The organism is Paenibacillus sp. FSL E2-8871, assembly GCF_038000345.1.
Lineage (GTDB): Bacteria > Bacillota > Bacilli > Paenibacillales > Paenibacillaceae > Paenibacillus_AQ.
Genome location: NZ_JBBOBV010000001.1, coordinates 5,181,131 through 5,203,814 on the forward strand (window position 1 = coordinate 5,181,131; position 22,684 = coordinate 5,203,814).

General features: G+C 45.4%; 19 protein-coding genes, 1 tRNA gene and 2 riboswitches. Of the genes, 13 read left to right on the forward strand and 7 right to left on the reverse strand.

All coding sequences use genetic code 11. The annotated features are described in order from the left end of the window. Positions 1–18: 18 nt before the first annotated feature. Positions 19–534 (reverse strand): anaerobic ribonucleoside-triphosphate reductase activating protein, encoded by a 516-nt coding sequence (gene nrdG, locus NYE25_RS23420; protein WP_341146947.1) that lies wholly within the window; start codon positions 532–534, stop codon positions 19–21. After that, positions 531–2,516, reverse strand: a complete 1,986-nt coding sequence (locus NYE25_RS23425; protein WP_341146948.1) for an anaerobic ribonucleoside triphosphate reductase — start codon at positions 2,514–2,516, stop codon at positions 531–533. The genes nrdG and NYE25_RS23425 overlap by 4 nt, the downstream gene beginning before the upstream one ends. A gap of 217 nt (positions 2,517–2,733) precedes the next feature. Continuing rightward, positions 2,734–2,968, reverse strand: a riboswitch (cobalamin riboswitch). 374 nt (positions 2,969–3,342) lie between these two features. Here NYE25_RS23425 and NYE25_RS23430 point away from each other — a divergent pair. The 3 genes from NYE25_RS23430 to NYE25_RS23440 all read left to right on the forward strand — a co-directional run bounded on the left by NYE25_RS23430 (position 3,343) and on the right by NYE25_RS23440 (position 4,676). Next, positions 3,343–3,651, forward strand: a complete 309-nt coding sequence (locus NYE25_RS23430) for an MTH1187 family thiamine-binding protein (protein ID WP_076285946.1) — start codon at positions 3,343–3,345, stop codon at positions 3,649–3,651. 95 nt (positions 3,652–3,746) lie between these two features. Continuing rightward, a tRNA-Thr gene (locus tag NYE25_RS23435) sits at positions 3,747–3,818 on the forward strand. 315 nt (positions 3,819–4,133) lie between these two features. After that, positions 4,134–4,676, forward strand: coding sequence for an NAD(P)H-dependent oxidoreductase (locus NYE25_RS23440; protein ID WP_339268460.1), 543 nt, complete (start codon positions 4,134–4,136; stop codon positions 4,674–4,676). 64 nt (positions 4,677–4,740) lie between these two features. On the opposite strand, the gene NYE25_RS23445 is transcribed toward NYE25_RS23440, so the two are convergent. Further along, positions 4,741–5,115: a winged helix-turn-helix transcriptional regulator gene (locus NYE25_RS23445; protein ID WP_042184482.1), complete on the reverse strand. Its 375-nt coding sequence runs from the start codon at positions 5,113–5,115 to the stop codon at positions 4,741–4,743. 385 nt (positions 5,116–5,500) lie between these two features. Further along, complete coding sequence (locus NYE25_RS23450; RefSeq protein WP_042184484.1) at positions 5,501–5,893, reverse strand: hypothetical protein; 393 nt, start codon at positions 5,891–5,893, stop codon at positions 5,501–5,503. 492 nt (positions 5,894–6,385) lie between these two features. Further along, a riboswitch (cyclic di-GMP riboswitch) is annotated at positions 6,386–6,476 on the forward strand. Between the two features lie 110 nt (positions 6,477–6,586). Here NYE25_RS23450 and NYE25_RS23455 point away from each other — a divergent pair. From NYE25_RS23455 to NYE25_RS23500, 10 genes are all read left to right on the forward strand, one after another. Next, entirely contained in the window at positions 6,587–8,737 is a 2,151-nt protein-coding gene (locus NYE25_RS23455; protein ID WP_341146949.1) for a choice-of-anchor A family protein, read from the forward strand. Between the two features lie 168 nt (positions 8,738–8,905). Continuing rightward, the gene (locus NYE25_RS23460) at positions 8,906–9,841 is read left to right on the forward strand and encodes an alpha/beta hydrolase (protein WP_149644606.1); all 936 of its coding nucleotides are present in this window, start codon (positions 8,906–8,908) and stop codon (positions 9,839–9,841) included. 821 nt (positions 9,842–10,662) lie between these two features. Continuing rightward, positions 10,663–11,052 carry a NusG domain II-containing protein gene (locus NYE25_RS23465; protein WP_042184493.1) on the forward strand — a complete coding sequence of 130 codons (390 nt, stop codon included), beginning with the start codon at positions 10,663–10,665 and terminating at the stop codon, positions 11,050–11,052. Then, complete coding sequence (locus NYE25_RS23470) at positions 11,036–11,593, forward strand: Gx transporter family protein (protein ID WP_036681020.1); 558 nt, start codon at positions 11,036–11,038, stop codon at positions 11,591–11,593. The genes NYE25_RS23465 and NYE25_RS23470 overlap by 17 nt, the downstream gene beginning before the upstream one ends. Before the next feature lie 29 nt (positions 11,594–11,622). Beyond that, on the forward strand, positions 11,623–12,477 hold the full coding sequence (locus NYE25_RS23475; RefSeq protein ID WP_076300127.1) for an ATP-binding cassette domain-containing protein: 855 nt from the start codon (positions 11,623–11,625) through the stop codon (positions 12,475–12,477). Then, on the forward strand, positions 12,468–13,373 hold the full coding sequence (locus tag NYE25_RS23480) for an ATP-binding cassette domain-containing protein (protein WP_341146950.1): 906 nt from the start codon (positions 12,468–12,470) through the stop codon (positions 13,371–13,373). The genes NYE25_RS23475 and NYE25_RS23480 overlap by 10 nt, the downstream gene beginning before the upstream one ends. Further along, a complete protein-coding gene (locus tag NYE25_RS23485) occupies positions 13,366–14,157 on the forward strand; it encodes an energy-coupling factor transporter transmembrane component T family protein (RefSeq protein ID WP_341146951.1) in 792 nt (263 codons plus the stop codon). The genes NYE25_RS23480 and NYE25_RS23485 overlap by 8 nt, the downstream gene beginning before the upstream one ends. A 49-nt stretch (positions 14,158–14,206) precedes the next feature. Further along, entirely contained in the window at positions 14,207–16,132 is a 1,926-nt protein-coding gene (locus NYE25_RS23490) for a peptidase U32 family protein (protein WP_341146952.1), read from the forward strand. Between the two features lie 97 nt (positions 16,133–16,229). Then, on the forward strand, positions 16,230–17,516 hold the full coding sequence (locus NYE25_RS23495) for an aspartate aminotransferase family protein (RefSeq protein ID WP_341126356.1): 1,287 nt from the start codon (positions 16,230–16,232) through the stop codon (positions 17,514–17,516). A 39-nt stretch (positions 17,517–17,555) separates the two neighbouring features. Continuing rightward, entirely contained in the window at positions 17,556–18,440 is an 885-nt protein-coding gene (locus NYE25_RS23500) for a UbiA-like polyprenyltransferase (protein ID WP_341146953.1), read from the forward strand. Between the two features lie 662 nt (positions 18,441–19,102). Here the strand turns inward: NYE25_RS23500 and NYE25_RS23505 are convergent. From NYE25_RS23505 to NYE25_RS23515, 3 genes are all read right to left on the reverse strand, one after another. Further along, complete coding sequence (locus NYE25_RS23505) at positions 19,103–20,083, reverse strand: polyprenyl synthetase family protein (RefSeq protein ID WP_341146954.1); 981 nt, start codon at positions 20,081–20,083, stop codon at positions 19,103–19,105. A gap of 17 nt (positions 20,084–20,100) precedes the next feature. Further along, positions 20,101–20,550: a hypothetical protein gene (locus NYE25_RS23510; RefSeq protein ID WP_042184507.1), complete on the reverse strand. Its 450-nt coding sequence runs from the start codon at positions 20,548–20,550 to the stop codon at positions 20,101–20,103. Positions 20,551–20,794: 244 nt separating this feature from the next. Continuing rightward, positions 20,795–22,675, reverse strand: a complete 1,881-nt coding sequence (locus NYE25_RS23515; protein ID WP_042184509.1) for an FAD-dependent oxidoreductase — start codon at positions 22,673–22,675, stop codon at positions 20,795–20,797. Positions 22,676–22,684: the final 9 nt, after the last annotated feature.

Sequence of the window (22,684 nt, forward strand, 5' to 3'; positions counted from 1 at the left end):
ATATCAAAAATTGATATATTATAGCGCAGTAGGCTGCCACAGAAAGACCTCCGAGCCGTTCGTACTGGCCGGAATGTCGATTATGCGTTGGTTATAGCTTCCTCGGTAAGGAAGTGTAGTATCTTTCAATTCTTCTATAAAACGTCCATCTATTAATACCTGACACTGTGTAAGTAGATTCCACTCCGGCGAACCGGGAAGGGCGGTTAGTTCCTCATACGTATAACCACTGTAAATCCAGATGGGGAAGCCAGGGAGCACGGCGCGAAGCTCATGAATGAACCCAAGTACCTCTTCTGCCGAGAAAAAAGGATCGCCGCCTGCCAGTGTTAGACCATCCAGCAAAGGGTTAGCGGCGATTTCTGCAATGATTTCATGTTGACGTTCTAAGGTGAAGACTTCTCCATATTTAAAGTTCCATGTCTCGGGATTAAAGCATCCCGGGCAACGATGACGGCAGCCGCTGATGAAGAGGACGGCCCGCATGCCCTCTCCCTCGTTAATCGACTCCGGATAGTATCCGCAAATATTCATAGATGCTTAACGCGATCCCGTACTTCGGCTTGTTTGGCGGCATTGAAGCGGGTCTGATAGTCGCCAGTTAAATAACCTGTAACTCTGCGCAAACGACGGATGTGCACGTCATTCTCATGTGCGTTGCAGGAAGGACAGTTTGTCCCAATTACGCCTTCGTATCCGCAGCTGGAGCAGCGGTCAATCGGATGGTTAATGCTGAAGTAGCTGACCTGTTGTTCTAGTGCATATTTAATGATTTTGATAAAAGCAGATGGATTGCTGCGGGCATTGCCATTTAATTCGACATAAGAAATAGCCCCGGCATTGCAGTATTCATGGAAAGGAGCTTCCAAGCTGATCTTCTGAGCAGCACCTAGATCGTAGTATACAGGGATGTGGAAAGAGTTCGTATAATACTCACGGTCAGTTACGCCCGGAATAGAACCCAGTACCATGCGATCAATCTTGGTGAATTTGCCGGACAGGCCCTCTGCTGGTGTTGCGAACAAGGTAATGTTGAGATTAAGTTCCTCACTTTTAAGGTCGCAATACTCCCGCATGTGACGCACGATAGCCACAGCCTTGGCATGGACTTCAATATCCTCGCCATGGTGTTTGCCGTACATGGCTTTCATGCATTCCGCCATACCGATGAAGCCAAGCGACAGACTACCATGTTTCAGCAGTTCGCCTACAGAGTCTTCAGGAGCGAGATTTTCGCCGCCTTCCCAGACGCCTTCTCGCATCATGAAATCGGATGCTTTAGCTTTTTGCGCGCTTTGGATGTGGAACCGATGAAGAAGTCCTTCCAGCGCAATATCCATATAGTGATTTAGATCCTCATAGAAGCCAGCTTCGTCTGCGACGGTACGTCGGCCTGTTACTGTGCCGTGTGCCAGACCGAGCCGAACCAGATTCAGTGTATTAAAGGAAAGGTTGCCCTTCCCGGAGCAATGATTACGCCCAAAACGGTCACCGAGCACTCGGGTGCGGCAGCCCATTGTAGCAAATTCCGTATCAGGATCACTTGGATCATAATACTGCAAGTTTAGCGGAGCGTCCAGATTAGCGAAGTTCGGATATAGTCTGCGTGCAGAACATTCCGCCGCTTTTAGGAACAATTCATAGTTAGGATCGCCTTGCTGTTGATTGACTCCTTGCTTGCATTTGAAGATTTGAATCGGGAACACAGGTGTTTCTCCGCTGCCAAGTCCGTTCATCGTTGCTGTTAGCAGGGAGCTGATCACAAGCTGACCTTCTGGTGAAGTACAAGTACCATAATTGATGCTGGTAAACGGAATTTGCCCACCGGATCGGCTGGACATGGTGTTGAGATTATGTACCATACTTTCAGCCGCTTGCAGGGTTTCGATTTCGGTTTCCTTTAGTGCAAAACGAAACGCTTTTGGATATAACTCCGCCAGATCGGTCCGACTCATTGTAATCTCGCCCAAAGAATCATTAGCTTGTCCCTCATCAAAATAATCCAGACCCTTGCGGAACAGCTTAGCGAAGGATTTGGTTACATAAGGTGCAAGATCATAGTCGAGCTTATTGGCGGATACGCCGCCATATTGAGCATTTTGCTGGGATTGAAAAATAATTGCTACCAGTGACATAGCTGTCATTATGGAGTTCGGAGGACGAACACTGCCGTTGCCGGTGTTGAAGCCTTCGCGGAGAAGCTTATCAAACGGGATAAAAATGCAGTTAGTCGTTCCGATTGCGTATTGATCCAGATCATGCACATAGACGACATTGTCATCAATGGCTTGCACTAGCTGCGGCGGCATCGTAAAGTTGCGGGCGTACCATTTTGAATATTCACTGCCGAACTTGCTCATTTTACCGGAGAAACTCTCTCCGTTCAAATTGGCATTCTCGCGCAGCAAGTCCAAATCCCGGCTGTCGATAATATCGCGTCCTAAATCAATGAGCTCTTCTAAAAGAACTTCTCGTGCATTTGTTGTACCGTTAAATTGTCTCTCCAACAACGTCATTGTATAGCTCTCCTCTCAGTCTATCGTCCTATCATTAAGAAGTGGGGCCGCATGAGCGGCCGTATATTCATTGTGATCTCATAAAAAAAGCATCCTCTAGCGAGGATGGCAGAAAATGCCCGATGCGTTATGTAAATATCCACACAGATATTTGTAGTGGCCTCTAAGAAGATGACCGCATGCGGACACCGTTCCTGTTCCTCGCAGGCACTCATAGTTGGTGTCGTCGAAACAGGCAGGTCTCCTGGCTTCCGTAGGACCTCTCAGCGCCTTCCCAAGGGGGCTCTTACCCCTCAGTGACTTCTGCCAGGAGATCTGCCCATCTTAAGCTTCTAAAAGCTTGTAAGGGGCATCCGGTTACAGTGGCGGGACCGCAGCGGATTTTCACCGTACTTCCCTATTAAGCTCTAATTCCGATAAAGGATCAAAGCGCCTGTCTCCACTATATTTTGTTGTCGTTAGATAAAAATAACCCAAGATGTTGTGTTTGTAAACAGTTTTTTAGAAAACCCGCGCGGGGAGCGGGTTCTTCAAAAGTACTCCACAAATGATCCACAGGCTGTCCATAAGTAATCCACAATTGATCCACAGGCATATAAAAAATGATTCATAAATTGTCCGAAAAGATGCCACAAAGAGTCCATAAATGTAGTGCAGATGACCCTAGAATTCATGTTAGAAAAAATACTTGTGGCGAAAGTCATATTTCGGAGAATTTTGGGGAAAGAAGAAGGGGCATAATAAAGCTGAGATCATTTGTGGGAGAGCGGTGGAGTTGTTACAATAGAAGGAGACACATACTTTAAAATTCCGAGGAGGTATTCTCATGCCTATTGCTGAAGTAACCGTTATTCCGATTGGAACAGGTAGTACGAGCCTTAGCAGCTATGTTGCGGATATGCAGCGAGTGCTGAAGACGGTAGAAGGGATTACTTATGAGCTTACATCCATGGGTACAATCATCGAAGGGCCTCTTCAGCGTATTTTTGCTGCAGTCGAAGCGCTGCACGAGTCTCCTTTTGCCGCAGGTGCAGAGCGTGTCTCTACCTCACTTAAAATAGACGACCGCCGCGATAAACCCTCCACTAGCCGTGGAAAGCTGGAGTCTGTGGAGCGTAAACTACAGGTGGAATAGCAGTTTGGGAGAGTAGGGAAATAGGGAGAAATAGGCTTGCGTTTCTGGCTGAAAGTTGTATAATATTTTTTGTTTGACAGAAAAATCAGCCTTAAGCTGGTGTAGCTCAGGGGTAGAGCAACGCACTCGTAATGCGTAGGCCGGGGGTTCAATTCCCTTCACCAGCATATCTAAGAATTGCGCAATGGCACGGTTTCCGGGATTTCGGGACCGTGCCATTTGTCTTGAAATCACCTATCTTCTAACATTCGTCTAACCTTTACTCAATTAAAATGGGGGAATGACCCAGTCTCTCTTGTGTGATATTTGGTGTACACCGAAGACGAGATTCGCCCCGAAGACTATACATCAATCATACGTGCAGGCAGGTTGCAGTGCTTACCTTTAGGTAAGTACGTGAACTAAAAGTGCATACTTACGCGATGGCATGGTGGGAGGTATACTCAAGTCCTAAATCTGATTCAAACATGGAGGATACACCATTGAAAACACTTATTGTCGTCACGCACCCAAACATCGAAACATCCGTCGTTAATAAACGCTGGATCGAAGAACTCCGTAAATATCCAGACAAATATACGGTGCACGAGCTGTACAAAGCCTATCCCGATGAAAAAATCAACGTGGAAAAGGAACAACAACTGATTGAAGCGCATGATAAGCTCGTCTTACAATTCCCTGTCTACTGGTTTAGTAGTCCACCTCTGCTTAAAAAGTGGCTGGACGAAGTATTTACTTACGGATGGGCATATGGTTCGAAGAGTGATAAATTAAGAAATCGAAAAATCGCATTAGCTGTAACTGCCGGAGGAAGTGCAAAAGACTTTAGTGAAGAAGGTAAACTCGGCTACGGGCTTGACCGTATTTTATCTCCCTTTGACACGACTTTTTTGTACTGCAACGCTGATTATCGTTCCTTCTATGCCATTTATGGCACGGAATCTGAGACGGTAGGAAGTACGGATTACTTAAAGAAATTGGATATCAGTTCGCAAGGCTATGTTGAATTTATCGAAAATATGTAATTAGAATTGAAACAAAAAGCAGCATTTTCATTAATGGAAATGCTGCTTTTGTCATAAGTTGTCGTTAAATCGTAAAAGGTATGGTTATCTCTTGCGCGGCTGGAACGAAGTTTTTCTCTCCCCAAGTGCACATCATATCCAGCACCGGAATAAGCGATTGGCCCTTCTCGGTCAAGGAATACTCAACTTTAGGGGGAATCTGGGGGAATTCCTCGCGCCTGACGAGACAGTCGGCTTCCAGTTCTTTCAACATAACGCTTAACGTCTTAAAAGGTATTGTGCCGATACCCCGTTGCAGTTCATTGAACCGCACGATCTTGTTTTCAGAGAGATAGTAGAGAATAGTCATTTTATATTTACCACTAATGATAGACAAGGTGTAGCCAAAGCTAGTGTCCTTCTGCTGAATGCCAGGTGGTATACAGATTTCATCACTCATGGGCTAGTACCCTCCTTCAGAAAATATTCAACGAAAAGGCAAACGCCTGTTGTCGCTCCGTACTCAGGTCCCGACTTTATTATGTTTTCAACCTGCTATCAAGTCATCCTGCGAGCAACGAACTCACTATATCATTTTGAAACGATTAGTTCAAAGCACTCGTGGCTAACTATCAATCGGATAGCCTAAGCTACGAATTGAAGTTTTTTAATGTAATTTTCATGTGAGCATCATCTTATTTTCAGGTTCAAGGTATATATTGAAGACACCAAACACCCCCCAGTGTTTTGTGGTATAAATCTCTCAGGTCTTGCCAACTCCCATGGTAAGGCCTATTTTTTTGTTCGCTAATTAAATGGGGGAGGGGGGCAGCTTCTTCGCTACTTCACTTAATCTGATACTGCTCTTCATAGCTCTTAAAAGATGAAATATCCAGACCGAGATATCTGCGCATATGAATGGCAGCTTGGGCAGCGACAATGTCGTTTAACAGCAGCATTCGTTCATGGTAGCCACGACATATAAATTTGGCTTCTATCCCCGTGTTAAGTCTGTTCTGCTCATAAACCTTGATTCCCCGTTTTCTCATCTCTGAACGAACATCTCTTAGATCTGTTGTAGCAACTGCTGCGGCTGTTTCAAGAACCTCCAGATAGGGGGTGGGTGTTCGTAAATGTGCAGATAGAATGGCGGAGTCCCGTTCGAAAGCTGATAAAATCATCGGAAGCAATAAATAAGATTTCACCAGCATGTTGTCCCTGCTTTCAGCTCTATTCATGAATCTCATCACCTCTAATAGGAACGTATATTCGTATTCTACCCCGATATTCCAAAAATAATCAATGGTATTTCTAAACAGCTAGTCCAATGTGATTTAATTCACAACTAAATTAGAAAGAATAAAATATATTAAAATTGTAATAATAAAAAATAATGTTTCAGACTTATATAAAGGGAGAATTAGGATGAATGAGGAAGGAAGTCTCCGCCGTGGAATGGTATTTGGTTTGATTCTAAGTATTCCATTATGGATATCGATATTAGGTTGGATAAAGTTACTTTAAAATTAAAGGAAAACCTTTGTGTGAAGCGCCTTTAGGCGCTTTTTTTTGTGCTTGCTTACGCGTATGAATATCAAAAGGAATTGATTGACAATTGTGGGGATGGAGCGCTAAACTATTATTAGTTCAAAAGTATTAAAAGTCATAGACGATTATTTAATAGGATGCTTAAAATGCTAGTTCTAATCTGCAAGTCAATACATATATTATCATGATAATAGCAAACCGCCTGAAAGGGTGGGACGCAAAGTCCAGGAGTCTAAAGTGTCTTAAATGCGCTATGACCGTCCGACTGCCATGAGAAGGGAATTCCACTTCTTTTTTGGCGGTCTTTTTTGTTGTTAGGTCCTTTAGAGTTTCTGGTAATTATTCTGATTGAATATAAATCATAGATTTAGGAGGTGTGCTTTTTGAAAAGAAGAATGAAACCGCTGCTAGCACTAATATTAGCGGGGATTTTGACAGTAGGTAGTGGTCTTTCTGGAGGTCACTTGGTAAATGCGGCTGGGGAGGTGCTTCCCTATACTCCTACACCTGTGTTAGGTATTGCAGGGAATTTTAATACTTTTATTTTTGGCGATTTCAAACAATCTAATGATCAGGTTCATGGGCGCCTTGCGGCCAAAGGTAATATTACTTTGCAGAATTACGGCGTATCCAAGGATAATCCAGGTGGAGATGTTCTTATTGCTGGTAATGACATCAGTTTTACTAATGGGACTGTTCATGGAGCATCCGTTTATGGTGGTGTTTTTTCCAGCAACGGTGTAGATCTTAAAGAACCAGCGAGAAAAGGGACTCCTATTGATTTTGATGCTGAAGAGCAATTTCTTATTGGACGTTCTAATGAATTCTCTTCGCTTGCTACAATAGGAACTTTCAAAAAGGAATATGGGAAAATAACGATTGATGCTCCGGAACCATTTAACGTTCTTAATCTTAGTGCTGCCGATTTCGCTGGTGCTAATGGCTTACAGTTTAATATTGCAAATAGCGCCACAGTTATCATTAACGTTAGCGGAAGTTCAGTTAACATTCCAAGCTTTCAAATCTGGGGAGGTAGCCCTAACAAGGTATTATTTAATTTTTATGAAGCTAGCACTGTTGACATTGGAAGTTTAACAATAGAAGGAACTATCCTAGCTCCGCTTGCAAAAGTAACTTATAATTCCGGTGAACTGCATGGGACGCTGATTGCAAAGGGATTTGCTGGTGGGGTGCAGATGCATTGGTATCCATATGGAGGGGAAGAACCACCTCCAACGCCAACGCCGACCGTGACGCCAACACCAACGCCGACCGTGACGCCAACACCGACGCCGACCGTGACCCCAACACTGACACCAACCGTGACGCCAACACCAACGCCGACCGTGACGCCAACACCGACGCCGACCGTGACCCCAACACCGACACCAACCGTGACGCCAACACCAACGCCGACCGTGACGCCAACGCCAACGCCGACCGTGACGCCAACACCAACGCCGACCGTGACGCCAACACCGACGCCGACCGTGACACCAACACCGACGCCGACCGTGACGCCTACGCCGTGCGTGACACCGACACCGAAGCCAACACACACACCAAAGCCAACACCGACACCGAAGCCGACACACACACCAAAGCCAACACCGACACCGAAGCCAACGCACACACCAAAGCCAACACACACACCAAAACCAACACCAACGCCGATCGTGACGCCAACACCAACGCCGATCGTGACGCCAACACCAACGCCGATCGTGACGCCAACACCAACGCCGATCGTGACGCCAACACCAACGCCGACCGTGACGCCAACACCAACGCCGACCGTGACGCCAACACCAACGCCGATCGTGACGCCAACACCAACGCCGACCGTGACGCCAACACCAACGCCGACCGTGACGCCAACACCAACGCCGACCGTGACGCCAACACCAACGCCGATCGTGACGCCAACACCAACGCCGACCGTGACGCCAACACCAACGCCGACCGTGACGCCAACACCGACGCCGACCGTGACGCCAACACCAACGCCGACCGTGACGCCAACACCAACGCCGACTCCGTCGCCGGAAGTAACGCCAACACCGACACCATCGTCGGAAGTGACGCCAACACCGACATCGTCGTCGGAAGTAACGCCGACACCGACACCTTCATCAGAAGTGACGCCAACACCGACGCCAACGCCGGAGCCTCCGGTGTTCCCGACACCAACACCATCATTTGTAATTGGTACTATCATTGTTAATGATGATCCTGTGCCGCTGGGCCCTGTAGCTTCGTCGACTCCAGCACCAGTACCAACACCAACACCGTCGAGCAACACAGAGGTACTTGTTGATGATGATGAGATTCCATTAGGACCAGTATTGACAGTAACACCAACGCCGTCACCAGAGGATATTGCTGTAGTGGATGATACAATCCCGCTAGGTAATCCACCTGTGGATGAACTTCCAAAAACGGGAGAATCAAGTTCAGTCCCTTATTATGTAACTGGTCTAGGTTTTGCACTTATTGGATTGCTAATGAGAAATAGATTCTCGAGCAAGAAATAATAAACGGTGATTGTAGCTTGAACACAAGTTATACCATGAATAGTAAAGCCGCTTTCGGGACATATTCCGATGGCGGTTTTCTTTTGTTATGATTGTTATATTTTGGCGCTTCTAAGTAGATGTTATACTGATTTACAACGGATATGAAGAAAGGACGGGGAAGATGAATTGGTATGGTTCTTCATTAGCGCTGTCATCGTCATAGGAGCTCTGATCTATGCGGGCTTTTTCTTTTATGGAATTGCTATTAAACGAGCACCGAAGGAATTCCTGAGTAATAATCGTGATTTGAAGGTTGATCCCCCGGTTGCCGGGGCTTCTTGGGGTGAGGGGAAGGATTGGATCTCCAGTCAGAGCTTTGAGAATGTGGAGATTACATCTGAGGACGGGCTACAATTAAGAGGGTACTTGCTCCTTTCGGATCGTGCTGAAGGTCGTACAGCGATTCTAGCTCATGGTTATTCTGGAAAAGGGAAGGATATGGGGGCGTACGCCAAAATCTATTACGAGAGACTGGGCTTTAATATTCTGATTCCCGATGCCAGGGGACATGGGGAAAGCGCTGGGAATTATATTGGTTTTGGATGGCATGAGCGCAAGGATTATTTGCAGTGGAGTGAATATATAATAGAAAAGACTGGGCCCAGTGCTCAAGTTGTGCTTCATGGGGTCTCTATGGGTGGTGCTACAGTGCTAATGACCTCAGGTGAAAATCTCCCACCGCAGGTCAAAGCTATTGTCTCGGACTGCGCTTACAGCTCAGTTAAAGCACAATTAGCCTACCAACTACGGCGTATGTATCGCTTGCCAAGTTTCCCTTTTATTCAAAGTGCGAGTCTAATTACTCGTTTGAAAGCAGGGTATGGGTTTAGTGAAGCGTCTGCCTTGAAACAGGTGAGGAAGGCGAAGGTGCCGATTCTTTTTATTCATGGGGATGCCGATAATTTTGTACCATATAGTATGATGAATGAATTGTATGAGGCATGTCAGAGTCCCAAAGAGAAGTTCGTAGTGCCGCAAGCAGGGCATGGGTTAGCTTATGATATGGATAAGACGGGGTATATAAACGTAGTAACAGCTTTTGTGAATCAGTATGTAAATTAGATGCCCTGAACGTAGACAGCGCCCGATATCCGCTAGGTAGCGGTTATCGGGCGCCTATATTTTTCCACACATGGCATGTGTCCTTATGTAAGGTTCGTACAGCCATGCTTTTTCGTTATATTCATCCCCCGCCGTTCGTGAGTAACGGGTGTCTTAATTCCTTGTTATTTCCAGCAGCCGTGTGGCGAGAATAATCCTTCCAATACGACAAAAGCCCTACCTCTCTTTTGCCCTTGCGGCTCCATTGACCGCGCCAGTGTGAATCGGAATGCTATATTTCGAATTTAGTCTCATAAAAAGGAAAGTTTCTGCAAGAAAACATGAAGCCTCTGTGTCCAAATTGCCGAAGTGTAAAATAGTCGGCCTGACATCTTCTTGATGGGGATATACAATATATCGAAAACAAATACGATATAAATATAACACAGTATTGTTTAAAAGGCAAATATAATAATGAATTCCAAGATAAGGGTTGTTTGATTCTAGAGAGGAACAAACCTGGATAAGGAGCGCTTAGATTTTGAAAGTAACTTAAATTGGGTTAATTGTGAATTATTCCGGAAAAGCTAGTAAACCAGAGGAGATGGGGGATCTCGGTGCAAATGGGCTAAAATGTAAGTTGGATATTTTTGCAAACGCTACAAACTACAACTGAAAATGTCAGAGACGAATGGGTTGTGTTTGCTGGGGTTATTTTGCGTGCCTATTTTGTGAACAGCTCTCTAAAACTGACAATAAACTCCAACATTGATTGAAGGATTGAGGGTAGACCGTTATAATTAATAAGTCTGGATTTTAATTAAAAAATAAGGGAGATTTTTATGAAACGCGCAGATGTGTGGTTGATTTCCATCGTGTTAATTGCTGCGCTCGCTTTTCTCGCACCGAGATGGTTTTCGGACAATGATGATAAAGGTGGGGCCGGTAAAAATCTCGTAGCCAATGTAACGGTGGACGGCGAGTTATTTAAAACGGTAAAGCTTACAAAAGAAGAACAAACCATTGAGGTCCGTACCGAACGTGGCTATAACCTCTTGAAGGTGCATGATTACGGGATTGAAATGTACGATGCCGACTGCCCGGATCAAGTATGCCTAGGTTTTGGTTTTATTACCCTGCCCAAACAGACGATTGTCTGTCTACCGCATAGAGTATTAGTGGAAATCACAAGTGCGTCGGGGGAGGATGATATAGATGCCTATGTCCAGTAGTGAATCTGCAACAGCTTTAAAAAGAACGGTAATTATTGCGATTTTCGCCGCAGTGGCAGTAGTGCTTAGTTTAATAGAGGCGCAGATTCCGTTGTCAGGAATGGGACTGGTGCCCGGTGCTAAACTAGGATTAGCTAACATTATGATTTTGACTTGTATTTACTTTTTACGTGGACGGGATGCATTCCTGCTTGTCATCCTCAAAACATTGCTTACTGCATTTTTGCTAGGTACTTTTTCAAGCTTATTATTCAGTTTATTCGGTTCGCTGTTTAGCTTTGTTGTAATGTTCGTGTTAATGCTGATTAGTGGCAAAGGCAAGAGTATAAGCTTGATCGGCATTAGTATAGCTGGTGGGATTGCACATAATATCGGTCAGCTGCTGGCAGCTTCTATGGTGTTTGCATCACTTAGTATTTTTTATTATCTTCCCATGCTGCTGATCACTGGGGTAGTAACAGGAATTGCCGTGGGCTATGCAGTCCGTTATTTGGTGGCTTCATTGTCAAAAATATCGTTGTTTGAAGAGTTTTTGGACTGATTAGTCACATCAGCGGAAGGATGACTAACATGAATGAATCATATGAAGGTCAAGAATTAGAGGGAGAAGGACAAGCTATCATCTCTCTGGATGGGGTATCGTTTGGTTATGATCCTGAGCATCCGATTCTTCAAAATATAACGTTATCTATTTCTCAGGGACAATGGGTTAGCTTGGTTGGTCCTAATGGCTGCGGAAAGTCTACGCTAGTTAAGCTACTAAATGCTTTGCTGCCTAAGAGTGCTGGCGAGATTGTGGTTAGTGGTATGCAACTGAGTGAGGAAACGATCGGAAGCATTCGGCAATGCATTGGTATGGTGTTCCAAAATCCAGATAATCAGTTTATTGGAGCCACTGTAGAGGAAGATATCTTATTCGGCCTGGAAGGGCTTTGTTTGTCGTACGAAGAAATGGCTGAACGATTACACTCTTATACGACGAGGCTGGGAATAAATCATCTGCTGTCCAAACACCCAGGTGAGCTGTCTGGAGGCCAAAAGCAGCGTGTCGCTATCGCCTCCATTCTTGCTATGGAACCAGGCATCGTCATTTTTGACGAGGCCTCTTCTATGTTGGATGAAGGAAGCAGAAATGATCTTCTTGGTATTTTGCAAGATATGCGAGCGGAAGGAAAGTATACGATCCTTATGATTACGCATGATGCAGATGAGATTTTGGCATCGGACCGGGTGCTTGCGCTGCATGGAGGTAGTTTAGCTGCTGATGTTACACCGGCGGAATTGTTCCGGAACGAGGAACTTCTGCAAAAATGCCATCTGTGTGAGCCGTATCCTTGGCGTCTTGCACGCGAGCTGCAGAATCAGGGCATCCATGTGGATGTTCCCGCCAGTGAAAAGGAGCTTATAGACACGTTATGGCCATAGAATTACAGCAAGTAAGTTATTCCTATGCTGACCGAAGCCTATGGAAGCTGACAGCGCTCCGCGACATTAACCTCAGTGTTCCAACAGGCTCTATGGTTGGTATTGCTGGAGCGACAGGCTCTGGTAAATCGACACTGCTGCAGTTGTTTAACGGGATACTGAAACCAACGGAGGGGACGGTAAAAGTACTCGATGTAACCATCCAGGCGGGGGAGAAATCACCTAAGCTGATGCCGCTGCGCCGTAGAGTCGGATTGGTATTTCAATTTCCAGAGCAGCAAATGTTTGAAGATACGGTCGAAAAGGATCTTATCTTCGGTCCTCTTAACTTTGGCATGAGCCTCGAAGAGGCAAAGGCACGCGCAAGACAGGCCATGTTGGATATGGGGCTGGATCTGGCGCTGCTAGAGCGGAATCCTTTTAAATTGAGCGGTGGGCAAATGCGTAAGGCAGCTATCGCCTCCGTACTAGCTATGGACCCTGAAGTCATCGTTCTGGATGAACCGACGGCTACGCTTGATCCCATCAGCCGTGCAGAACTAATCCACTTGCTGGAGCGTTTATGCCGTGAGCAGGGGAGAACGATCATCGTCGTCACGCATCGGATGGATGAGCTATTGCCTTATGCGGATAGCTGGCTTGTGCTTAAAGAGGGCAGCACAGCGTTTCAGGGCAGCGTAAAGGCGCTGGCAGATGATCCTTCGATTCTGGAGCAGTGTGGCTTGACGGTTCCGCAGTCCCTTCGTTACTGGCGTGCAGTAGCTGATCGCTTTGGTCTTACGGATGAAGCTCCTCGCTTAACGGCAGAGAGCTTAGCAGAGCTAATCGCTTCGCTGCCATCTGGATCAGGCAACTCTAGCGAGCAGCACGAAGGAAAGAGGGATGGCCATGAATGAGAAGCTAATCATAGGGCGCAGTATTGAGACCGGTTCATGGGTACATAAGCTAGATGCTCGTGCCAAAATCACCGGAATGCTATTATACGTAGCTGTTATCCTGTTCTCCCGTTCGTGGATGGCTATGGCGCTGCTGGCTATTTTCTCAATAGCGGTTATGGCTTCCACTCGGATTCAGCTTAAATACTTCCTGAAAGCAGCTAAGCCTTTACGGTATTTAATGCTATTTATCTTTATCGTACAGCTGCTGTCTGTGAAGACGGGTGAGGCGGTGCTGACGCTTGGTTCGTGGTCCATTTATGAGGGAGGGCTAAGATTAGGCGCATTTTCGGTCATCCGCATGTTCTTTCTGATCACTTTCACGGCGTTACTTACATTCACCACAACGCCGGGTAAGCTGAATCAAGGGCTGGAGGGGATTTTGGCTCCTTTCAAAAAGTTTGGCTTGAAGCCCGACCGTATCACACTGATGATCAGCATTTCCCTTCGTTTCATTCCTACGATTCTAGACGAGTCGCAGATTATCATGAAAGCGCAGGCCTCACGGGGTGCTGATCTGAAGGAGCTACCATTAAAGGAAAAGGGGCGAATGTTAGTGTCCTTGCTGGTTCCGATTATCGCTAGTGCGTTTAGACGTGCGCAGGATCTGGTATATTCCATGGAAGCTCGTGGCTTTCGTATGGATGCTCCGCGTAGTCAGTATCACCGCCTAAGGTGGGGCATATTCGATACTGTTTTTATTACTATGTTTATTGTAATGGGGATTGCAGTAGCTTTGGTGTAAAGTAGAAGTTCAACTTGTATGAAGAGTATCAACTTGGGAGGGAACTTGAATGGCACGTTATTTTAACGGTAGAGAAGTTGAATTATTAGCACCCGCAGGAACGTTTGAGATTTTCAAGGAAGTGATCCAGGCACGATGTGATGCAGTTTATTTTGGTGGACCAGTACTGAATATGAGAATGATGCGTAAAGGATATAATCTGTCTCATGAGGAGATCGTAGAGGCGCTAGATATCGCTCACCGTCTAGACAAAAAAGTGTATATCACAGTGAATAACCTATTTAGTGAAGAAGATGTGGAAGAGGCTAGAGAATATTTGCGTTTCCTTGACGGTGCTCGTCCGGATGCCTTGATTGTTCAGGATATGGCAGTGCTGGAGCTAATTCGCGAGATGGAGCTTAATCTTCCTATTCACTCTTCGGTCATGATGAATGTTCACAATCTGGAAATGATCTACGCATTGCGTGATCTGGGTGTAAGTCGTGTGGTTACTTCGCGGGAAATGGATTTGCAGACAGCTAAGCTGCTAGGTCAGCGGAGTGGGATGGAACTGGAGTATTTTATTCACGGGGATATGTGCTCCGTTCACGGTGCGAATTGTTATTTCAGCTCCCATGTATTCGGTATGAGCAGTAACCGTGGGAAATGTATGAAACCTTGCCGCTGGGATTATCGGGTTAAAAAAGACGGGTATGTATATCCGGCCGAATACCCCCTAGCTGTAAAAGATATGTTCATGTATGAACATCTTCCGGAATTGATTGAATCAGGGATTACCTCCTTCAAAATAGAGGGCCGCATGCGGGATAAGGAGTTTATGGTGATGCTGGCGAATAGCTACGGCGAAGCCATTGACCGGTATATCGATGATCCGATTGGCTTTGATCGTACGGTAGATACGAAAGAGCTTTATAACAACCGTAAACGTGACTTTTCGACGGCGTATGCCTTCGGCAAACCAGGACTGACTAACATTAACCGTCGTTATGAAGGAACTGGTAAATTCTATAGCACTGGAAAAGTATTCAGTACACCAACTGCAGAGCGTGAGCTGTCTGAGAAACGAGTTGAGCAGTTGCGGGAAAGATTGGCTGAGGTCGAGCAACCGCAAAAGACAAAAGCTAAGTTAGCTGTACGTGTGAATAATATGGAACAGGCACGGATGGTCTTAGAGCTTGGTGTAGATAGCCTGTACTTGCCAGGGGATGTTTTTGAACCAGATAAACCTTTTACAAAGCGTGACATCAAGGAACTGGGTGAGCTAAAGGGCGATAGCAAAATCTACTTGGGTTTACCACGTATGATGACCGAGCTGCATTTTGACCAATATGATCAATTGCTTGGCGGAGAACGTTTGCCGATTGACGGTATTATCGTTACAAATTTAGGAGCCATTCGTCGTTATAACAATACAGGTTATCCGCTAATTGGGGACAGTAACTTAAATGTATACAATCATCTTTCAGCGCAATTATATGCTAAATTAGGTTTAACTCAGCTTTCGGTATCGCCAGAAATGACGCTAGAGCATTTTGCTACCTTTGCCTCTCATTGCAAAACGCCTTTGGAAGTTGTTGTTCATGGTACACCTGCACTAATGTATATGGAACATGATCTTTATGAGAATACGGAGTTAATGGAGCCTATTGCTGAAGAGGATAATCAATATGTACACAATAATGTATTGGTACTAAAGACAGACCAAGGCGAGAATCCGGTATATCGTGATCAGCACGGCCGTTGCCATCTTTTATTCGCAAAAGAGCTTTGCTATTTACCTTTGTTGAGTGAGATGAGTGGACTAGGGATTTCAAGCTTCCGTATTGAAGGAGCAACCTATAGCGTCGAACAGCTACGTGAAATTATTGTTTCTTATCAACAGGCAATCAACGGATCTGATAGCGGGGATGACATGCTGGGCGGCCTTAAGCCAGTCTATGCTGGTTATACTTTGGGCTCGCTGCAGTTCAACTAATTGTATTTTAATGGGAAATAAATATCGCCTAGTGATAGGGCGGTGCACAGGATTCTATGAATAAGTTACTATTTTCACAAAAAGGAGAGAACCCTTCATGGAACAACAAGACTTCATCGGAAGAGAAGCAGTAGCAGCCAAACGTAAGCAATATTTCTATCCTTGTACACAGCATTTTTACCGTGATGCACCTCAGCTTGTTCGTGGTTCAATGCAGTTTGTTTATGATGAAAAAGGAAAGTCCTATACGGATTTCTTCGCTGGCGTATCCGTAGTCGCATGTGGTCACTGTAATCCGGCTATAACAGTACGCACGATTGAACAACTGCAGCAGCTGCAGCATACGACAACCATCTATCTAACTCAACCGAGTGTAGATTTGGCAGAGCGTTTGGAAGAGGTTATGCCGGGTGGGCTACGACGGACCTTCTTTGTTAACAGTGGCTCTGAAGCTAATGAGGGAGCTCTGCTGCTCGCTCGGATGTATACGGGACGTAAAGGGTTTATAGCGCTGGAGAGTGGCCTGCATGGCCGTACCAATCTAACTATGAGTGTGACAGGCCTGCCTATGTGGCGTACCGATAAATACTTGGATCATGACGTTGAGTTTATTCCTCGCCCTTATCATCCGGATTTATCGCTGGAGGAAGCGGCATCGTTATCCCTGGAATCGCTAGAGCGGGTGCTTGAAGAGAAGGGGAATACTATCGCTGCCATGATCGTAGAGCCAATTCAAGGCAACGGCGGAATGATTATGCCAACCCGAACCTACTTCCGTGATGTAAAAGCATTGTTAGAGAGATACGGTGTACTCCTAATCGCTGATGAAATCCAAACTGGATTTGGACGTACTGGTAAGATGTTTGCTATGGAGCATTTTGACGTTGTACCCGATATTATAAGTATGGCCAAAGCACTCGGTAACGGAATTCCAGTTGCAGCCTTCGCTACAACCGATGAGATTGCCCTTGCTCTAAACCGTCCTTCAGCTTCCACATTTGGTGGGAATCCGGTATCTGCTGCAACAGCGCTGGCTGTGCTTGATTATATTCGAGATGAACGGCTTCCTGAACGCTCGGTACAGCTAGGAGAACGATTGAAGGCAGGTCTGAAGGCTTTGCAAGCTCGTTATCCTTCGTTGATGGTTGATGTGCGGGGAACTGGACTAATGCTGGGTGCGGAGCTAACGGGTGTAGATGCTGAGGGTGCAGCGGCACTTACAGATCAAGTGCTGGAGGCGATGAAGGACCGAGGTTATCTAATCGGCAAAAATGGCATAGGGCGCAATGTATTAGCCTTCCAGCCACCGATGATTATTACGGAAGAAGATATCGACGGGATGCTTGACGTCCTGAACGAAGTTCTTGCAGACCATAATCATTAATGGACATAAACACAGTAGTGAAGAAAGAGGAATGCACGAATGGCGATTCTAAACATATGTAAAACTGCAGGTCTAAAACTTAAAATGTTCAGCGAATTGGTAATGTTCTCTCATACGCTTTTTTCGCTACCATTTGCTATTATATCGATGGTATGGGCCGCAGGGGGCTGGCCATCGGGACATGTGATGATCTGGGGATTGATTGCATTGATAGGCGCCCGTAATGGCGCCAATGCATTCAATCGGCTGGCGGACCGTACGTTCGATGAACAGAATCCTCGTACGGCACATCGACATCTGCCTCAACGCTTACTGGCGGAAAAAGAAGTTGTTGTCTTTGTTATTGTCAACTATGCCATTTTTATTGTGGCTTCAGGCATGCTTAATTTGCTCTGCTTGATCTTGTCACCGGTGGCTATCGTATTGATATCAACCTATTCCTACACGAAGCGGTTTACCTTTCTCAGCCATTTATATTTAGGATTTGTTATTGCTTCTGCACCGATTGGCGCATGGTTCGCTGTAACCGGAAATATCGCATTTACACCGTTTGTTATCGGTACTGTGGTTATGCTGTGGATTGCCGGATTTGATATTATTTACGGCACTCAGGATATCGATTTTGACCGGCGGCATGGTCTATGGTCTATTCCTAGCTTTTTCGGACTAGAGAACGCGCTACGCATTGCAAAAGGACTACATTTCATCATGATTATGCTGCTATTGTTCCTATATTTATGGCGTGATCTCGGCTGGATATATCTGGTAGGAATTGGCATTGCGACGCTGCTCCTGATGACCGAGCATAAGATTATAAAACCATCGAATCGTAAGCTGATGAAGGTGGCCTCTTATAATCTGAATCAGGTGATCAGCATAGTGATTTTATTGTGTACGCTGATTGATTTTTTTTATGTTAGCTAGGGAGAGTTAGTTCGATGGATGGTTAGGAGGTTAGGAAGCTGCACTGCGTGGAATGTTGGACTTTCGATCGCTGTTATTCTCGGATTTCTTTGATTTGAACCGGCTGTCTGCGGTAGAAATCCGAGAATAAAGGCGAGCGCTACGCTTCTACAGTTCCAAAATTCCACTCCGTTCCGTCCTAACCTCTAAGCTAACAACAAAAGACAACAGCCTACCCAAAAGAGGGTAGACAAGGGATCGGAAAGCTGGCTTAGCGGGCTTTCTTTTTTTTGTTTTTGTGGGTATCTGCGAAGGTGACTAGAGCCGTGTAAGAGGGCTGAACTTATTCAAGGCAGACTTATAGGGAAAACCTCCCTATATTTCCGAGCTTGATTGACTTTAGATCTTGTTATAGGGAAAATTTACCTGTAATTGGGCTGATTAGTCTATAAACCATACAAATTCAGGTTTTTAGAGGGAGGAATTCCCTATAAACGTGGATTACAAGCGATTTTAAGCTAATTATAGGGAGGATTTCCCTATATGTTCGGAATAGTAGAGCCTGGAAGCTAAAAGGCTAAACATGCTCACGGGCGCTACGCTACGTTCGGCTTGTTTAGCTAAACCACACAAAAAAACGGATACCTGCCCAAGTAAATGGGGGTATCCGTTTTTGATTGACCTTAGCGATCACGGTCGGCAAAATATTGCAGCAGTGTATCCAGATCGGCATGCGCCGGATAGGAGGAGAGCTGCTGCACAATCGCTCCAGCCTTATCTAGATAGTTCTGGCTGAACTGTTCTGCGCGAGCTAAGGCATCGCTTCTCTTAATAAGGGCAAGCACATGTGCTACCTCAGCATCGGAAGAATCAGGGCCGATTGAACGAATCACAGGCGAAAGCTTTGGATCCTGTAATGCATAAAGCACTGGCAGGGTAACCTGACCATGACGCAGATCGCTGCCGGCGGGCTTACCCAGCACAGCCTCAGACTGCGTGAAATCCAGCAGGTCATCCTGTATTTGAAAAGACATGCCTAAGGCTTCGCCAAAGGTATATAGGAGGTTGGCCACTTCCTCTGAGCTTTCGGTGGATAATGCACCCACACGTAAGCAGGTAGCCATAAGAAGAGCTGTTTTGTTTAAGGACTTCTCAAGATACTGCTCCATTGTAATCTCATAATCAAAAGCATGTTCCATTTGCTGATACTCACCTAGACAGAGCTGAGCAGTAGCTACAGAAGATAAGTCATGAACATATTTGTTTTTGTCTCCGGTATATTTGCTTAACAGTTCGATAACCCGAGCGGACATATAATTGCCAATATGCACAGCTGATAGTGTGCCCGTCTTAGTATGTAGGGCGGGTTTGCCCCGCCGTAACTCAGAATCGTCGATGATATCATCATGAATTAATGAGGCAACATGAATAAATTCAGCGGCAGCAGCTAATTGAAGCGCTCTTCGACCTGTATCCTTTCGGCCAAAACGACTGCCAACAATGACCATAAGAGGACGGAGGCGTTTACCTCCAGAATTTATAAGCTCAAGAACACTCTGCCCGAGTTGTGATTTCTTAGGAACATCCTTATCTCGTGCCACAAGATTTGCGATTTCACGATTAATTTCATCTATGTCTATGTTTAAGGCCTTATGCAGCTTCATCTTATAGATCCCACCTGTCAAATGGCTTTGCTTGTGCGACTGCGCTGTCTGCACTCTTGAATCAAGAACTGTTCGATTCCAGCCGCTGGATCATGTTCCGCGAAGTCTCCATTTGACCGTCTAATTTGCATTTTTTTGATCGAAGGAGCTAGATAAGCAACTAGGTCGAGCTCACGGCATTTCACCGCAAACTGAAGGTAAAAGCTGTACAAATAATCTCCATCCAAAATGTTGCGTGTAAGGTCGGGATGATGTGGGATACATTCCATATGGCGCTCAGCTGCCAAAGTGAGAATAGTGTAAATACCCAGCAAATTGACTTTGCGGTTGTATTCCAGATCATGGCGTTCTAGTACCGAGATTAGCTGCTCACATGCAGCCGGAGAGGGATTAAGCTCAATTCCGGCAATAGGTGACATTTCAGTATGCAACAACCGGAGGGTATCTTCTATGAGTTGTTTGTTCACAAGATTCTCTCCTTCTTGTCGGTTTTGCCGGAAGAAACCATACCCCTGATCATCCCTACAAAACCATTCATTAAAGAATAAATTGACCATTTCCTGATATTAGGAAGATTATTTTCTTCTTGTAAATAAGGAGAGTAATGTGTCCTAGGGACACATTACTCTGAAGTACATCCATATTTAGCTTACTGACATGCAATCTACATATTTTCTTTAAAATAAATTACACGAATTCAGGGCTTTATAATCAGTCGGTGTATAGATACCATCGTCTGACGATCGGGACTCTCTTCCAATGTTTCTTAAGCCAAGGAAGTACATAGTAATCTAGGCCAAATGTGCTGCCCGATCCGCCGATGCAGGCGATACCCGCACCAACATACCATAACATTTCTGTAGAAGCCATTTTGGTCGACCAGATCATGACGGACATGGCTATTGTCGCTATAGAAGCAATAGCTGTGAACAGACCAACGATGAGCATAATACCGAACACGATTTCTGCACATACCATACCGATTTGGAACCATTTAGCGAGGAAAGTATAACTTCCGTCGTTGTTGTAGAACATCAAATCCATGAACCAGTTTGTAATATTATATACGAAGCCAGGAACTGGCAATGCTTCAACCGCTTCTTTTGCAGTGGATACTGCTGAAGCTGCAGATTGTGCATCTACTGTTGTTTTAACTGCATCCACCGCTACGCTGGCTGCTGATGAAGCATCCGTTGCAAAAGGAGCGGCTGGAATTAGGAATATCTTGTTAGGATCTACCCAAATTTTCCGTAGCTTATCTATACCTTCATATAACCACATTCCACCAAGCAGCATGCGAAGCGGAACGAGCCAGAAGTTAGGTGAACGCTTGGAGAAGTGTCCGCCCAAGAAGCTCTTACGGTTCTCAACATGGAAGAACTCATGCATCATGTAAGTCCAAACCTTATTGAAGCCTACAACCTGAGACAGGTAGAACATATTGATAAAGTGTTTGGATAACATCGCCATAAAACCAGTAAGCATAAAGAACTTGCCTGGCAAACCAACGTTTGCTACACCGTAGCGGCTACCGATGGATACCATGGTACCGTGGAAACCTGGTTTGTATGCTTTTTTAGCAGTGTTCTGAATGTCAGCTGCAATGTTACCAGCAACGATCGGAGCTGCTTGTTCAGCATTCTCAACCATTTGTGGTACAGGACGAGTTTCACCTTCAGGAATGAAGAAAATGTTGTCCCCTACTACATATACGTTCTTATGATCTACACTTTCAAGGTTCTCATTCGTAACAATACGTTTGCGTCCTTGTTGTTGTACTTCAAGTCCACCCACGATTTCAGAACCTTCAACACCTGCAGTCCAAACAATGGTTTGTGAAGCGACAACATTTTTCTCACCAAGGGCAACACTACCTTCGCCTACTTCAGTGATCTTGGCGCCTGTAACAATTTCCACGTTCAGCTTGCGAAGGTGAGCTTCGGCTTTTTGAATCAGCTTATCTGGAAGGATAGGCAGAATCTTCGGAGCCATATCAGCCACAATCAATCTTACTTCGGATGGGTCGATATAGAACTCCTTGCACAATTCCTCGCGTTGCTCAGCCATTTCCCCAACAAGCTCGACACCTGTAAAGCCGGCACCAATGATAACGAAAGTTAACATTGCACGGCGTACAGTTGGATTTTTCTCCATAGCGGCTTTGGTATACATGTCGCGGATTTGACGTTTCAATGCTACCGCATCATCGTAAGACCAGAAGGAGAAGGTATTCTCTTCTGCACCTGGAATGCCGAAGAAGGTTGGTTTGCTACCTGTACCGATTACAAGGTAATCGTACGCATAGGTAGTTTTATTGGATTTGAGTTTCTTACCCTTGAAATCAATATTGCTGATTTCGTCAAGAACAACATTCACTTTAAGTCCAGCAAAGATTTTCTTTAGATCGATCTTGATTGAATCCTCTGGAGCACGGTTCGCGGCAACCTCATGCAGCTCAGTCAATAGAGTGTGATATGGATTCCGGTCGATCAGTGTGATTTCAACATCTTTGTTTTTCTTAAATTTCTTTGCCAGTTTCTTAGCCGTGAGTACGCCGCCGTAGCCGCCGCCCAAAATGACTATTTTTTTCAAAAGAAATTC

Bases quoted from the DNA above. Each gene is read 5' to 3' on its own strand.
- NYE25_RS23485 (WP_341146951.1), top strand. From the start codon at position 13,366: ATGAATGAGAAGCTAATCATAGGGCGCAGTATTGAGACCGGTTCATGG.
- NYE25_RS23505 (WP_341146954.1), bottom strand. From the start codon at position 20,083: ATGAAGCTGCATAAGGCCTTAAACATAGACATAGATGAAATTAATCGT.
- NYE25_RS23500 (WP_341146953.1), top strand. From the start codon at position 17,556: ATGGCGATTCTAAACATATGTAAAACTGCAGGTCTAAAACTTAAAATG.
- NYE25_RS23450 (WP_042184484.1), bottom strand. From the start codon at position 5,893: ATGAATAGAGCTGAAAGCAGGGACAACATGCTGGTGAAATCTTATTTA.
- NYE25_RS23445 (WP_042184482.1), bottom strand. From the start codon at position 5,115: ATGAGTGATGAAATCTGTATACCACCTGGCATTCAGCAGAAGGACACT.
- NYE25_RS23465 (WP_042184493.1), top strand. From the start codon at position 10,663: ATGAAACGCGCAGATGTGTGGTTGATTTCCATCGTGTTAATTGCTGCG.
- NYE25_RS23470 (WP_036681020.1), top strand. From the start codon at position 11,036: ATGCCTATGTCCAGTAGTGAATCTGCAACAGCTTTAAAAAGAACGGTA.
- NYE25_RS23425 (WP_341146948.1), bottom strand. From the start codon at position 2,516: ATGACGTTGTTGGAGAGACAATTTAACGGTACAACAAATGCACGAGAA.
- NYE25_RS23475 (WP_076300127.1), top strand. From the start codon at position 11,623: ATGAATGAATCATATGAAGGTCAAGAATTAGAGGGAGAAGGACAAGCT.
- NYE25_RS23480 (WP_341146950.1), top strand. From the start codon at position 12,468: ATGGCCATAGAATTACAGCAAGTAAGTTATTCCTATGCTGACCGAAGC.
- nrdG (WP_341146947.1), bottom strand. From the start codon at position 534: ATGAATATTTGCGGATACTATCCGGAGTCGATTAACGAGGGAGAGGGC.
- NYE25_RS23430 (WP_076285946.1), top strand. From the start codon at position 3,343: ATGCCTATTGCTGAAGTAACCGTTATTCCGATTGGAACAGGTAGTACG.
- NYE25_RS23495 (WP_341126356.1), top strand. From the start codon at position 16,230: ATGGAACAACAAGACTTCATCGGAAGAGAAGCAGTAGCAGCCAAACGT.
- NYE25_RS23490 (WP_341146952.1), top strand. From the start codon at position 14,207: ATGGCACGTTATTTTAACGGTAGAGAAGTTGAATTATTAGCACCCGCA.